The 14,241-nt window shown below is 68.7% G+C and carries 13 protein-coding genes; 12 read left to right on the forward strand and 1 reads right to left on the reverse strand.

Annotated elements, in window-relative coordinates; all coding sequences use genetic code 11:
* A partial coding sequence (locus RMO04_RS10995; RefSeq protein ID WP_309644829.1) for an SDR family NAD(P)-dependent oxidoreductase occupies positions 1 to 837 on the reverse strand: 837 nt, incomplete at its 3' end.
* Positions 838 to 1,022: 185 nt separating this feature from the next.
* Between RMO04_RS10995 and RMO04_RS11000 the strand changes: the two genes are divergently transcribed.
* The 12 genes from RMO04_RS11000 to RMO04_RS11055 all read left to right on the forward strand — a co-directional run.
* A complete protein-coding gene (locus tag RMO04_RS11000) occupies positions 1,023 to 1,649 on the forward strand; it encodes a tyrosine-type recombinase/integrase (protein ID WP_309644830.1) in 627 nt (208 codons plus the stop codon).
* A gap of 361 nt (positions 1,650 to 2,010) precedes the next feature.
* On the forward strand, positions 2,011 to 2,544 hold the full coding sequence (locus RMO04_RS11005; protein WP_309644831.1) for an NTP transferase domain-containing protein: 534 nt from the start codon (positions 2,011 to 2,013) through the stop codon (positions 2,542 to 2,544).
* A gap of 86 nt (positions 2,545 to 2,630) precedes the next feature.
* Entirely contained in the window at positions 2,631 to 3,206 is a 576-nt protein-coding gene (locus RMO04_RS11010; RefSeq protein ID WP_309644832.1) for an ANTAR domain-containing protein, read from the forward strand.
* On the forward strand, positions 3,206 to 4,171 hold the full coding sequence (locus tag RMO04_RS11015; RefSeq protein ID WP_309644833.1) for a CmpA/NrtA family ABC transporter substrate-binding protein: 966 nt from the start codon (positions 3,206 to 3,208) through the stop codon (positions 4,169 to 4,171). The genes RMO04_RS11010 and RMO04_RS11015 overlap by 1 nt, the downstream gene beginning before the upstream one ends.
* A 267-nt stretch (positions 4,172 to 4,438) precedes the next feature.
* Complete coding sequence (locus RMO04_RS11020; protein WP_309644834.1) at positions 4,439 to 5,629, forward strand: nitrate/nitrite transporter; 1,191 nt, start codon at positions 4,439 to 4,441, stop codon at positions 5,627 to 5,629.
* Positions 5,630 to 5,640: 11 nt separating this feature from the next.
* A complete protein-coding gene (gene nirB / locus RMO04_RS11025; protein ID WP_309644835.1) occupies positions 5,641 to 8,094 on the forward strand; it encodes a nitrite reductase large subunit NirB in 2,454 nt (817 codons plus the stop codon).
* On the forward strand, positions 8,091 to 8,444 hold the full coding sequence (gene nirD / locus RMO04_RS11030) for a nitrite reductase small subunit NirD (protein ID WP_309644836.1): 354 nt from the start codon (positions 8,091 to 8,093) through the stop codon (positions 8,442 to 8,444). Before nirB ends, nirD begins: the two co-directional genes overlap by 4 nt.
* Before the next feature lie 2 nt (positions 8,445 to 8,446).
* Positions 8,447 to 11,113, forward strand: coding sequence for a molybdopterin-dependent oxidoreductase (locus tag RMO04_RS11035; protein ID WP_309644837.1), 2,667 nt, complete (start codon positions 8,447 to 8,449; stop codon positions 11,111 to 11,113).
* A complete protein-coding gene (gene cobA, locus RMO04_RS11040) occupies positions 11,103 to 11,882 on the forward strand; it encodes a uroporphyrinogen-III C-methyltransferase (RefSeq protein ID WP_309644838.1) in 780 nt (259 codons plus the stop codon). The genes RMO04_RS11035 and cobA overlap by 11 nt, the downstream gene beginning before the upstream one ends.
* Complete coding sequence (locus RMO04_RS11045; RefSeq protein WP_309644839.1) at positions 11,882 to 12,391, forward strand: nitrate reductase associated protein; 510 nt, start codon at positions 11,882 to 11,884, stop codon at positions 12,389 to 12,391. The genes cobA and RMO04_RS11045 overlap by 1 nt, the downstream gene beginning before the upstream one ends.
* Positions 12,392 to 12,847: 456 nt before the next feature.
* Positions 12,848 to 13,582: an acetoacetate decarboxylase family protein gene (locus RMO04_RS11050; RefSeq protein WP_309644841.1), complete on the forward strand. Its 735-nt coding sequence runs from the start codon at positions 12,848 to 12,850 to the stop codon at positions 13,580 to 13,582.
* A 171-nt stretch (positions 13,583 to 13,753) separates the two neighbouring features.
* The coding region (locus RMO04_RS11055; protein ID WP_309644840.1) for a hypothetical protein at positions 13,754 to 14,241 on the forward strand (488 nt) is incomplete at its 3' end.

Genomic DNA, 14,241 nt, shown 5'->3' on the forward strand with positions numbered 1-14,241 from the left:
CTCGAAAGCGTCCTGCCAGGCAGGGTGCCACCGCGACAAGGCAGGTCGGTTTTCGATCAGGTCGCCCATTGCCCAAGCCATCCGCTTCTCATCCATTGCCCGGGTCACGTCGTTGTCAGGGCAGAGGATGTAGAAGTCTTCGCGGGCGAGGCTCGCAAGCATGAACTCTGCGACCTCTTCGGGCGTCCAGGCGGCAGGCGGCTTCCCCGGTACCCGCGACGCGGTGATGCCGGTGTAGGTGAAGCCCGGCACCAAGAGATGGGCGCTGATCCGGCAGCCTTCCGTGTTCCGCAATTCGTGCTGCAAGCCCTCGGTAAAAGACCTCAGGGCGGCCTTGGAGACGTTGTACGCGGTGTTTCCAGGCGGCGTTGTGATGCCCTGCTTGGAGCCTGTGACGATGAGGAAGCCGGGCCTCCTGGCCTCGAGCATTGCTGGCAGGAAGGCGTGCGCCCCATGGATCACACCCCAGAGGTTCACGTCCATCTGCGCCTTCCAGGCGTCGAGGTTCGTCCAAGCCCCGCCTGGGTTCAGACCAACGCCCGCGTTCAGCATCAGCACGGCCACATGGCCGAAGGCGGCCTGGGTTTTGTCGCGCAGGCGCTCGAGATCTTCGAACCTGGAAACATTCGTAGGCACCGCCGCGACCTTGGCGCCAGTTTCGCGCAGAGCCATCTCGGCGTCTCTCAGCCGGTCACCCGCTAGGTCTGCGATCACCACCGGGAGGCCCATCCGTGCAAAGCGGTGCGCGGCCGCCAAACCTATGCCGCTGGCGCCGCCAGTGATGACTGCCGCGCCGCCATCGGCCAGTTGGGGTAGCTTCGCGTAGGCGTCGGTCATGAGGATCGCTCCCTTTAGCGCAACCGTGGTGCTCACGTGATGTCTGCCCTAAGCCGCGCGCCAGTTGAAGGTCTGCTCTCCGGCGAGGCAGCAACTTCCGCAAAGGGCGCTGAGCAAACGTCCTGGAAATCCTGACGTACGATGATGCCAGCGGCTTGATGGGGCTGCTATCCAGGAGACTTGGAATGGCGCAGCGCGACCTCTTCAAATCACCTCGCCGGCCGTGGAACGCGGGCCGGATCATTGGCCCGAAGCCGCCCCTGAAGCCCAAGCATGTCTGGGCGATCCGTCAGCAGCTAAAGAACGAGGGCAAGATTCGTGACCTGGCGCTTTTCGACTGTGCGTTGGATGCCAAACTCCGCGGCTGTGTCCTCGTAAAGCTGAGAGTGGGCGATGTCGCTCAAGGTGATGTCGTGCGCCAACGGACAACCGTGGTTCAAAAGAAGACCGCACGACCTGTACCGTTCGAGATCACCGAAGCGACCAGGGACGCCCTGACAGCGTGGCTCTCGGTCCGCGGCCGCCGACAAGACGACTGGCTATTTCCGAGCCGCAATAGGCCTGGCGAGCACATCACGACCCGGCAGTACGCCCGGCTTGTGGACCAGTGGGTCGCCACGATCGACCTGAAGCCTGAAGGTTTCGGAACCCATAGCCTTCGGCGGACCAAGGTGGCTCTGGTCTACAAGAAGACCGGGAATATCAGGGTCTGTCAGCTGCTGTTGGGTCACACGAAACTCGACAGTACGGTCCGGTACCTGGGGATCGAGGTCGACGACGCCCTCACGCTCTCAGAGCAGATCGATCTCTAAGCCAGCCGGTCAGCTTTGGGTCGCCACCGGCCAACTAGCTAAGGCCCGACTAGCGGACCTTCACGCGAATCCGCTCCCTCACGTGGACCCACGCTCTGCAAATGGTGCCTGGCGGATGTCGCGGGTTCGACACGGCTAGGCTGCGGGCAGGGCGTCCTCCGCATTCCGGACGGCGGCATTCGACATGGCGCCCGCCAACGCTGCGTTCGCCTAAGGGCTCCAGTCAAAAGGGGCGCGGGAAAGGCATCATTCGACTTGCCCTCCAAGTCGAATGCCCAATTGTACCCGCAGTTCGGTTGACGCTTGTATTCACCCGGGCAGGACGGGGGATCTGGCTGTGGCGATAGGCGCATTGATTCTGATGGGCGGAGCCTCTTCCCGAATGGGCGCCGACAAGGCCTGTCTCGAGTGGAACGGCGTTTCGGCGTCCGAGCGCTGTGCGCGGCTGGCACGCGCCGTCGGGGCGAACCTCGTCCTCACCGTCGGCGGCGCTGGCGATGTCCCGGACGACCGGCCCGGAGGAGGGCCGGTGGGCGGCATCCTCTCCGGGATCGATCGCCTTGTGGAGGCCGGGTGCAGCCGGGTCCTGGTATTGGCGGTGGACGCCCCAACCGCGAGGGCCGCCGATCTGGCCCCGCTTCTCGACGCGCCCGGGGACGGCGCCGCCTACGACGGACTGCATCTGCCGATGGTCTTCGAGGTCGACGCCCTGTCGGTCGACGCCGAAGCTGGCTGGCCGGTCGCGCGGCTAGTCGAGCGGGCGGGCCTAGCCCGGCTGGCCTGCGATCCAGAGGCGGCCATGCGGCTGCGCGGCGCCAACACGCCGGAGGAGCGCTCCGCGTTGCTCGCCGCCCTGATCGCCCACGAAGGCGCCCAACAAAGCGGCGACGGTTGACGCGCGATCGGGCGTTTCACACTGGAAACCTGCTATGCCGTCAAAACTGTCCCGCCAGCGAGGGACGATCCGCCTACCGGGAACGCATGCGCGTCCTCGTCATCGATCCTGATCCGGCCCGAGCCGCGCTGGTGTCGGAAGGGCTCGCCGGCGTCGACCCGCTTGAAGTGCGCCACTCTCCGGTCTTCGACGAAACGCTGGTCAAGGCCTTCGCGCCTGACGTGGTCGTGGTCGCCGCCGACAGTCCCGACCGCGACACGCTCGAAAGTCTGCGCGAAGCGACCCAGACCAACACGCGGCCCGTGGTGATGTTCGTCGACCGGTCCGAACCGGGCCTCGCCGAGGAGGCCGTGCGCGCCGGCGTGGCCGCCTATGTCGTCGATGGCCTCGCGCCCGGACGGGTGCGCGCGGTGCTTGAGGTGGCGTTGACCCGCTTCGCCCTGATGCACCAGTTGCGCCAGGATCTCGAAAAGGCCCAGGCCGATCTCGCTTCGCGCAAGACCGTCGAGAAGGCCAAGGCGCTGCTGATGAAGGAGCGCGGGTTGGAGGAGGACGCGGCCTACAAGCTGCTGCGCAAGCTCTCCATGGACACCGGCCGGCCGCTCGGCGCCGTGGCGGCCGATCTGCTGGCCTTCGCCGGCGTACTCAAGGGAGACGCCTGATGGCCGCCGGGCTGACCCTGGGTTTCCTGCCTCTCAACGACGCCGCGCCGCTGATCGTGGCCCGCGACAAGGGTTTCTTCGCCGCCGAGGGCCTCGATGTAACGCTGCGCCGGGAGGCGTCCTGGGCGACCCTGCGCGACAAGGTCGCGGTCGGGGCGCTCGACGGCGCCCAGCTGCTGGCGCCGCTGGTGCTGGCGACATCCCTGGGAGTCGGCGGCGAGCAGACGCCGATGACCGCGCCGATGGCCCTGAACCGCAATGGCGCGGCCGTGACCCTCTCGCGACGACTGGGCGAGGTCGCGGCGGGCGATGCGGCCGGGCTGGCGCGGCTCATCGCGCGACGGCGAGAGGAGGGGGCCAGCCAGCTGACCTTCGCCGTGGTGTTCCCCTATTCGATCCACAACTACCTGCTGCGCGACTGGATGGCCGAGGCTGGCATCCATCCCGACCGCGACGTGCGCCTGACCGTGGCCCCGCCGGCTCGGATGACCGAGCTGCTGGCCGACGGGGTGATCGAAGGCTTCTGCGCCGGCGAGCCCTGGAACGCCGCCGCCGTAGCCTGGGGCGCGGGCAAGGTCGCGGCGCGATCGTCGTCGCTGGCGCCCGACGCGCTCGACAAGGTCTTCGCCGTCACCCGGGCCTGGGGCGAGCGCCGCCCCGAAGAGCTCGCCGCGCTGCTGCGGACGCTGATGCAGGCCGCCGCCTGGGCCGAGGCGCCGGAGAACCGCGTCGAGCTGGCCAGCCTGCTCGCGCGTCGCGACAACCTCGACGTCGCCCCAGACCTGATCTCGCGCGGGCTGACCGATCTCGTCTTCCACGGCGAGACAACCAATGTCCCGACCGCACCGAGGGTGTCTGCGCTGGTCGAGTCGATGGCGCGCTGGGGACATGTGCCGTCGCGCGACGCGGCTCTGGCGACCGGCGCCGAGGTGTTCCGCGAGGACCTGCTGACCGCCGCGGGCTGACTCGCGCCGTCAAAGCAGGCAGGCCCGCCGATCGGGCGCCTCGTTTTTGCACGCCACCATCTATCTGGCGACACAGGCGAAGGTTGCCAGCTGACGTGCCGCCTAATCGGCCGCCTCATTCTCCTCGGCCTTAGGACAACGGCGTTCGCGGCTTTTGGATCGGTTCGATGACGAGCCCTCCAGCCTACCGGCGACGCCGCCGCTTCCGTTCATCCTGACACGGGGCCACCAGCCATGCTGAATCGCGCGTTCCTCAAAGCCGGCCATATGCCGACGCTTCTGTCCGCCTTCCTCTATTTCGACCTGAGTTTCATGGTCTGGGTCCTGCTCGGGCCGCTCGGCGTCGCCATCGCCGCCGACTTCGGCCTGTCGCCGGCCCAGAAAGGCTTCATGGTCGCCGTCCCGGTGCTCGCCGGGGCGCTGCTGCGGCTGGTCGCCGGGATCATGGTCGACCACATCGGCCCCAAGAAAACCGGGATCATCGGCCAGCTGATCGTCATGTCCGGCCTCGGCCTGGCCTGGCTCTTCGGGGTGCATGACTACAATCAGGTCCTGGCCCTGGGCTGCGTGCTCGGCGTCGCCGGCGCCTCGTTCGCCGTCGCCCTGCCGCTGGCCTCGCGCTGGTATCCGCCGGAGTATCAGGGCCTCGCCCTCGGCATCGCCGGGGCCGGAAACTCGGGCACCGCGCTCGCCGCCCTGTTCGCGCCGACCCTGGCGAAGCACTTCGGCTGGGGCAACGTCATCGGCCTCGCCGTGCTGCCCCTGGCCGTCGCCTTCATCGTCTATGTCATCTTCGCCCGGGACGCGCCGAACCGTCCCGCGGCCAAGACCCTGACCGAATACATGTGCGTGCTGAAAGTCCCCGACGCGTGGTGGCTCATGGCGCTCTATGCTGTGACCTTCGGCGGCTTCGTCGGCCTGGCCTCGTCGCTGACCATCTACTTCAACGCCGAATACGGCCTGCCCGCCGTCACCGCCGGCTTCTTCACCGCCGCCTGCGTCTTCGCCGGCTCCTTCGCCCGCCCGGTCGGCGGGGGCCTCGCCGACCGTTACGGCGGGGTGAAGACCCTGTCGGTGGTCTATTTCTTGGCCGCCGTGGCCCTGGCCGTGGCCAGCTTCCACGCCGGTAGCGCGGTCGCGGCCCTGGTGGTGATCATGCTGGCGATGATCGCCCTCGGCGCCGGCAACGGCGCGGTGTTCCAGCTGGCCCCGCAGCGGTTTGGCAAGGAGATCGGCGTCGTCACTGGCCTGGTCGGCATGACCGGCGGCATCGGCGGCTTCTACCTCGCCTCCAGCCTCGGCTGGGCCAAGCAGGCGACGGGGTCATACCAGCTCGGGCTGATGGCCTTCGCCGCCCTGTCGCTGCTGGCGTTGGCCGGGCTCACCGGGGTCAAGGGCCGCTGGCGCAAAACCTGGTCCAGCCTCGCCGGCCCCGCCACCGCGCCCCTGCGTCTGTAAGGAGCCGTCACATGGCCAAGGAACGACTCGTTGTCGTCGGCAACGGCATGGCCGGCTGCCGCGCGGTGCAGGAAGTGCTCAAGCGCGACCCAGACCTCTACGACATCGCCATCTTCGGCGCCGAACCGCGCGTGAACTACGACCGCATCATGCTGTCGCCGGTGCTCGCGGGCGAAAAGCGGTTCGAGGACATCATCATCAACGACGAGGCCTGGTACCGCGACAACGGCATCACACTGCACAGCGGCAAGGCGGTCCAGGCGATCAATCCTGTCGCCCGGGTGGTTCACGCCGCCGGCGGGCTGGAGGTCGGCTATGACCGGCTGATCCTGGCCACCGGCTCGGAACCCGTGCGGCTGCCGCTGCCGGGGCTCGACCAGAGCGGCGTCTGCACCTTCCGCGACCTCGACGACGTGGACACGATGGTCGCGGCGGCCGAGGGCGGCGGCCGGGCCGTGGTGATCGGCGGCGGCCTGCTCGGCATCGAGGCCGCCTACGGCCTTGTCCGGCGCGGCATGGCGGCGACGGTGGTCCACCTGATGGACGTGCTGATGGAGCGTCAGCTCGACGCCTCCGCCGGCTTCCTGCTCACCGAGGCTCTCAGCGAGCGCGGCGTCGAGACGGTGCTGAACGCCCAGTCGGACGAAGTGGTCGGCGAGAACGGCCGCGTCACTGGTTTGAAGCTCAAGGACGGCCGCGTGCTGCCCTGCAGCCTGCTGGTGCTGGCCGTCGGCATCCGGCCCAACACGGCGCTCGCCCGCGCGGCCGGGCTGGAGGTCGGGCGCGGGGTGATCGTCGATGACGCCATGCGCACCTCCGACCCGCACATCTACGCCGTTGGCGAATGCCTCGAACATCGCGGCCAGTGCTACGGCCTTGTCGCGCCGATCTGGGACATGTGCCGGACGCTCGCGCAGACCCTGACCGGCGACGACGGCGCCTACAAGGGCTCGGTGCTGTCGACGCGGCTGAAGGTGTCGGGCGTCGACGTCTTCTCCGCCGGCCAGTTCGCGGGCGGGGAGGGGTGCGAGGACATCGTCTTCCGCGACGCGGGGCGCGGGGTCTACAAGCGCGTGGTGCTGCAGGCCGGCAAGGTCGCCGGGGCGGTGCTGTTCGGCGACGCGGCCGACGGTGGCTGGTACCTCGACCTGATGCGCTCTGGCGCGCAGGTCGGCGATATCCGTGAGACCCTGATCTTCGGCCAGGCCGCGACGGAGGGCCTTCGCGGGCTCGACCCTAGCGCCGCCGTTGCCGCCATGGCCGACGAGGCCGAGGTCTGCGGTTGCAACGGCGTCTGCAAGGGGACCATCATCGGCGCGATCACGGCGCAGGGTCTCAACACCCTCGATGCCGTACGTGCCGTGACCAAGGCCTCCGCCTCCTGCGGCAGCTGTACGCCACTGGTCGAGAGGCTGCTCAAGCTCACGCTCGGCGACGGCTTCCAGGCTCAGACGGGACCCAAGCCGGTCTGCGGCTGCACCCACCATGGCCACGACCACGCCCGCCGCCTGATCGTCGAGCTGGAACTGAAGTCGATGCCGGCCGCCATGCAGGCGCTGGAGTGGGCCACGCCCGATGGCTGCGCTTCATGCCGCCCGGCGCTGAACTACTACCTGCTCTGCGCCTGGCCTGGCGAGTACAGGGACGACAAGCAGTCGCGGTTCATCAACGAGCGCGTCCACGCCAACATCCAGAAGGACGGCACCTACTCGGTGGTGCCGCGGATGTGGGGCGGCATGACCACCTCCGACGAGCTGCGCGCCATCGCCGACGTGGTGGACAAGTTCGACATCCCCTCTGTCAAGGTCACCGGCGGCCAGCGTATCGACCTGCTGGGCGTGAAGAAGGACGACCTGCCCGCTGTCTGGGCGGACCTCAACGCCGCCGGCATGGTCAGCGGTCATGCCTACGCCAAGGGCCTGCGCACCGTGAAAACCTGCGTCGGCACCGACTGGTGCCGGTTCGGGACCCAGGACTCCACGGGCCTCGGCATCCGGCTCGAGAAGTTCATGTGGGGGTCGTGGACGCCGGCCAAGGTCAAGTTGGGGGTCAGCGGCTGTCCGCGCAACTGCGCCGAGGCGACCTGCAAGGACATCGGCGTGATCTGCGTCGACAGCGGCTACGAAATCCACGTCGGCGGCGCCGCGGGTCTGCACATCCAGGGCGCAGAGCTGCTCACCAAGGTCGCCGGCGAGACGGAGGCGATGTGGGTGATCTGCGCCATCACTCAACTCTACCGCGAGCAGGGCTGGTATCTCGAGCGGATCTACAAATGGATGGCCCGGGTCGGCCTCGATCACATCCGCGCCCGGGTCGAGGACGTCGACAGCCGCAAGGCGCTCTACGACCGCTTCGCCTATTCGCAGCGCTTCTCACGCGTCGATCCCTGGGCGGAGCGGGTCGCCGGCCGCCACGGCGAAGAGTTCACCCCCCTCAGCCGTCGCATGGAGTTTGAACCCGCATGACCGCGCTCGTGAAGGATCCTGTGGTGTGGACCGACGTCGGCGCCGTCACCGACATCCCGGTGCGCGGCGCCCGCCGCGTACCGACGCCGCAGGGCGACGTGGCCATCTTCCGCACCGGCGATGGCGGCGTCTTCGCCCTGCGCGACGCCTGTCCGCACAAGGGCGGGCCGCTCAGCCAGGGCATCGTCCATGGTCGCGCCGTCGCCTGTCCGCTGCATGGCTGGAACATCGACCTGGCCAGCGGCGAGCCGATGGGCGCTGACAAAGGCAGGGGTTGCGCGCCGGTCATCCCGCTGCGGGTCGAGGATGGCCGGCTGCTGCTCGGCCGCGCGACGCTCGAGCTGGTTTAGCCATGACCGCCGCCGCCCCCACCATTCGCACGACCTGTCCCTACTGCGGCGTCGGCTGCGGGCTGGCGGTCGCGCCGACGGGGAGGGCGGTGCAGGCGGTCGGCGATCCCGCGCATCCGGCGAACGCCGGACGGCTGTGCTCGAAGGGCTCGGCGCTCGGCGCGACGGTCGGGCTGGAGGGCCGACTGTTGTCACCCATGATCGGCCGGCGCAAGGCAAGCTGGACCGAGGCCACCAGCCTCGTCGCCCGGCGTTTCCGCGAGACCATCGCCCGGCACGGCGCGGACTCGGTCGCCTTCTACGTCTCCGGCCAACTGCTGACCGAGGACTATTACGTCGCCAACAAGCTGATGAAGGGCTTTATCGGCTCGGGCAACATCGACACCAACAGCCGGCTCTGCATGGCCTCGGCCGTGGTGGCGCACAAGCTGGCCTTCGGCGCCGACCTGGTGCCGGGCTGCTACGAGGACCTCGATCTCGCCGGCCTCGTGGTGTTCAGCGGCCATAACGCCGCCTGGACCCATCCGGTTCTGTTCCGGCGCATGGAGGCAGCCCGGGCGCGGGGCCAGCGCCACGTGGTGCTCGATCCGCGCCGCACCGACACCGCCGAGGTCGCCGACCTGCACCTGCCGCTCAAGCCGCAGACCGACGTGCGGCTGTGGAACGGCCTGCTCGCCGACCTCGTCCGACGCGGCGCGGTGGATCAGGCCTTTGTCGCCAACCATGTCACGGGTTTCGACGAGACCCTGGCGGCGCTGGAGGCGGACGACCAGTCGGCCGCCGCCGTCGCCGCCGACTGCGGCCTGGACCCTGCCGACCTTGAGCGGTTCTTCCGCTGGTTCACGGAGACGCCTCGCACCGTCAGCCTGTTTTCAATGGGCGCCAACCAATCAGCCCAGGGCGTGGCCAAGGGGCTGGCAATCCTCAACGCCCACCTTGCCACCGGCCGCATCGGCAAGCCCGGCGCCTGCCCGTTTTCGATCACCGGCCAGCCCAACGCCATGGGCGGGCGGGAGACCGGCGGCATGGCCACCACGCTCGCCGCGCACATGGAGTTCGACCCCGAGAGCCGGGCGCGCCTCGGCCGCTTCTGGGGTGCCTCCGCCGTCGCCGAAAAGCCGGGCCTCAAGGCCGTCGACATGTTCGAGGCGGTGGCCGACGGGCGGATCAAGGCGATCTGGGTCATGGCAACCAATCCGGCCGTCAGCATGCCCGGCGCGACCAGCGTCCGTGAGGCGCTGGCAGCGTGCCCGTTCGTGGTCGTCTCCGACGTCATGGCCAGCACCGACACTATGGACCTCGCCCATGTGAAGCTGCCGGCCCTGGCCTGGGGCGAGAAGGACGGCACGGTCACCAATTCCGAGCGGTGTATTTCCCGCCAGCGGGCGCTGTTCGAGGCCCCAGCCGAGGCCCGGGCGGATTGGCGCATCGTCGCCGACGTCGCCCGGGCCATGGGCTTTGCCGACGCCTTCGACTGGCGCTCTCAAGCGCAGGTGTTCCGCGAATGGGCGCGACTTTCGGCCTACGAGAACAACGACCGGGTGCTGAACCTCGGCCCGCTCGTCGGCCTGACCCAGGACGGCTACGACGCGCTGGAGCCGGTGCAGTGGCCGGTAACGGCAGCGGGCGGCACGGCGCGGCTGTTCGCCGACGGCCGCTTCCAGACCGCGGACGGCCGTGCGCGGATGAACCCGGTCGAGGCAAAGGGGCCAGCCAGCGCCGTCGATGGCGTCTATCCGCTGGCGCTGAACACCGGCCGAGTCCGAGACCATTGGCACACCCTGACCCGCACCGGCCTGGCTCCCGAGCTCTGTCGCCACGAGCCCGAGCCGCGCGTCGACATCCATCCCCTCGACGCCGAGGCAGCGGGCGTCGCCGACGGCGCCCTCACGCGTGTCGTGACCGCGGGCGGCGAGGCCGTGGTCGTGGCCCGCATCACCGACCGCCAGCGGCCGGGCGACCTGTTCATGCCGATGCACTGGACCGCCGCCTATGCGCCGTCCGGCCGGGTCAATCGGTTGGTCGCGCCCGTCGTCGACCCGCGCTCCGGCCAGCCGGAGTTCAAGCACACCCCGGCCCGCGTGCGGCCCTTCCGCGAGACCTGGCGCGGGTTCTTCCTCGCGCGTGACGGCTGGACCGCGCCGGGGGGCCTAGACCTGGTATGGCGGCGCATCCCGCAGGATGCCTGCCAGCTGCACGAGTTCGCCGGCCGCGGCGACGCGCGTGAACGGGAGACGCTGCGCAGGGCGCTGACCAAGGTCGGCGCGCCTGACGTGCTGCGCTTCGAGGACAACAGCGTCGGCAGCTTGCGCGAGGCCTTCCTTGCGGACGACCGGCTGGACAGGGTGCTGTTCACGACCACCGCCGGTCGGCTGCCGCCGCGCGACTGGCTGGCTGAGCTGTTCGCCGCCGAAGCCCTGACCGCGACCGACCGCGCGGCCCTGCTGATCGGCCGCGCGCCAGGCCGGCCGATGTCGACGGCGCCGATTGTCTGCGCCTGCCGCGCCGTGCGCGCCGACCGCATCGAGACCGCCATCGGCGCCGGGGCCGTCGATGTCGACGCCGTGGCGGAGACCACCGGCGCCGGCTCCTCCTGCGGCTCCTGCCGCCCGCAGATTTCCCGAATGCTCACCGACGCCCGCAAGCTGGAGACCCTCCATGCCGCATGAAACCCATACAGGCCGCGTCCAGCTGGTCGGCGCCGGCCCCGGCGCCGCCGACCTGCTGACGGTCCGCGCCTTGCGCGCCGTCGAGGGCGCCCAGGCGCTGCTATACGACGCTCTGGTCGGGGAGGAGATCCTGGCCCTGGCCCCCGTCGCCTGCCTGAAGATGCAGACCGGCAAGCGCGCGGGCCGCACCAGCATGAAGCAGGAGACCATCAACCGTCTTATGCTGCGCCTGGCGCGCAAGGGCCTGCGCGTAGTCCGGCTGAAGGGGGGTGACCCTTCGATCTTCGGCCGGGTCGGGGAGGAGGCGGCCTTCCTCGACGCTCATGGCGTCGAGACCGAGATCGTTCCGGGCGTCACCGCCGCCTGCGCCGCCGCCGCCCAGTTCGGCTTCCCGCTGACCCATCGCGGCGAGGCCCGGCGCGTGGTGTTCGCCACGGCCACCACGCGCGACGGGGCGCTGACAGAGTCCGGCTGGGCAGCGGCAGGCGATCCCCAGACCACCCTGGCGCTCTACATGGGCCGCGACCAGTTGGCGGCCGCCGCCGATCGCCTGATCTCTCACGGGCGGGCCTCCACCACCCCGGCTCTCGCCATCGAGAATGCCGGCCGTCCCGACGCGCGCGCCGTGTCGGGGACGCTGGAAGACTTGGCCGCGAGCCTGGCCAGCCAAGCCTTCGACGGGCCGGTCGTGCTGCTGATCGGCGAGGTCGTGGCGCGGTCTTCGGCCTTTACGCTGCAAGCGCCGCCGCTGGCGGCGGAGGCGATGTGATGGACCACGCGCACCTGTTCGCCTTCGAGGCCGACTTCGTCGCCAGCCTGCGCTGCATCCCGATGGCGGTGCGCATGAAGCTCGATCGGTCCGCGATCAAGCTGACGCTCCGCCAGTGGAGATGCTTCACCCCCGATGATCGCCGGACATTGTTGGAGGCGCCTTGCCGCACGCCTCACGAGGTCGGGCTTTACCGCGCCAAATTGTTGTGGCTGGTCGCCCAGCGCACGGGCGAGGAGGCTCGGCCGCTCGCCGAACCCGCCGTCGCGCTGTGGGAAGCCGCCGGCGACATTCCGCCCGCAGTAATCGCCTTCGCCCGCTCGGCCGGCGTCTTGCCGCCGCCGCCGAGAGCATGGTCCGGCCTCAGCGATCTCGAGCGGTTCACCCTACTCAAGCTGACGCGAGACAACCACGACAACGTCAACTTCGTCCCGGCCATGCAGGAATTTGGATTGCTGTCGCGAGAAGGTCCCTGCCGCTCGCGAGCGGCGGCGACGTACCGTGGCTAGGCACACCAGGGTCAGCCGCAACCCGAGCGGGGGTTTTGCCCCGGACGAACGTCAGACGTTCGACTTTATCGGTACTCGCCAGGGTCTGGTTTCTTCGCAGGAGCCAATGTCCGCTCCTGGCGCCCATCAGAACTCGGCCACGGCTTGCGCGAGCGCGCCATAGACGCTGGCCTCGGGTGCAGCTGTCGGCTTTGCGTCCCAGCGCGAAGGTCTTCATTTCCACCGTTTTCAGACGCAACCGACGGGGTTCGGCGTCTGCTCGGCAATGGCCTTCGCCCTTCAGGCACGATGAGCCCCGCCGAGCTCTGCTGGCCCATGGACAAAACAATATTTTGGCCTATTATCTATTGATCGGCTGATTGAGCGCGCTCTGCAGCCATGGTGCAGAAACCGCCCTGGGAGGGGATTCACGTGGCCAATCAAGGCAAGCTCAACCCGTCGGATTGGGGTCGGTTCATGCCGGCTCATCGACCGCAATCACAGGTCGGACCCTGGTTCTACCGAGACACGGAATGCATGGTGATCGAGTTCGAGACCGATGCGGAAGCAGCTCTCGCCGTGCTGCCGTCGGACCTGGTGCTCGTGGAGCCGGCCACGGGATTCATGGTGATCGAGACCAACCACTGGACGACCCTCGGCCCCTATAGCGAAGTCTATCTCGGCATCCTCTGCACCTATCAAGGCGCGGTCTACGGATACGTGCCTGGCGTCTACGTGACCGGCGAGAACTCGCAGATCGTGGGTCGCGAGGTCTTTGGCTTCGGCAAGAAGCGGCCCGACAGGATCGAACTGATCTCCCACGGAAATGGTACGGTTGAAGCCATTATGGACGTCCTGCCGGGCGATCGCGCCCTGCGCGCGCAGATGATGGCCTCGAAGAACGAACCCGCGGAGGCGCTCGCGGGCCTTCCACTGCTGTGCCTCCGAATCGTGCCCGATGCGGAGGGCGGGCCCGCGCCAGCCCTCGCCCAGCTCATCGAGGCAAACTTCAAGGCTGAACCGCTGATCGGCGCGGATGGGAGGGCGGAAGTGTTCTCCGGTCCTGGCCACATGGCGCTCGATGGTCCGTCGGACGTTCAGTTCCCCGTCAAGAAAGTCACCAAGGCTGTCTACGCGCACTTCAACGCCGTGCTGCCTTATCCGAAGATTGTGAAGACCTACAGTCAGGACGAGCTGAAGGGCTGCGTCTAGGCCTGACGCCGTGATCTTCAGGTCCAGCCTGGGCGGGGTGGGTCGATCACGTCGCGAGCACAGGCCCTTTCGTGGATGACTGCGGATTTTAGGCCATCGGACGGGGTTTTGGCTTGTAGCCGGGCCGGGCAAGGTCTGCGAGGGCGAACGGAGTGTCTCTAGGAGTGCGACATGCGAGGTCAGACTGCGTATCCGAACGAGGCGAACCGCTCACTTGGGGGAACCCGGGAGCCAGCCGCGAAGCAGCGAACGCCACCGGCGAACCCTGCTGACGCGCTGGCCGTAATCCTCGGCGCGCTCGCCGCGGCCTCGATAGGGGCGCTGATGTACAATGTCCTGCCGCTCTATCTCGGGAGCATGCAGGAAGGGAAAAGCCTGCATAGCGCCCAGACGGGTTTGATGGGCACGGCATTCTTCTTCGGGTTCAACCTCGCCGGCTTCAGCGCTTTTCTGTGGATCCGCCGCTTTCACTGGCGCGCCCTGTCGCTGATGTCTGTCCCGGTCATCCTGTTGACCCTCATCCTCAGCGTGACCCGCTCGGGTGTCGCGGAGCAGCTGGCGATCACGGCGATCAGCGGCGCGGCGTTCGGGGTGATTTACACAATCGGCTCGGTGATCGTCGGCGACACGAGCGCGCCAGAGCGCTGGTACGGCGTAAA

Source organism: Phenylobacterium sp. (genome assembly GCF_031412415.1).
GTDB lineage: Bacteria > Pseudomonadota > Alphaproteobacteria > Caulobacterales > Caulobacteraceae > Phenylobacterium.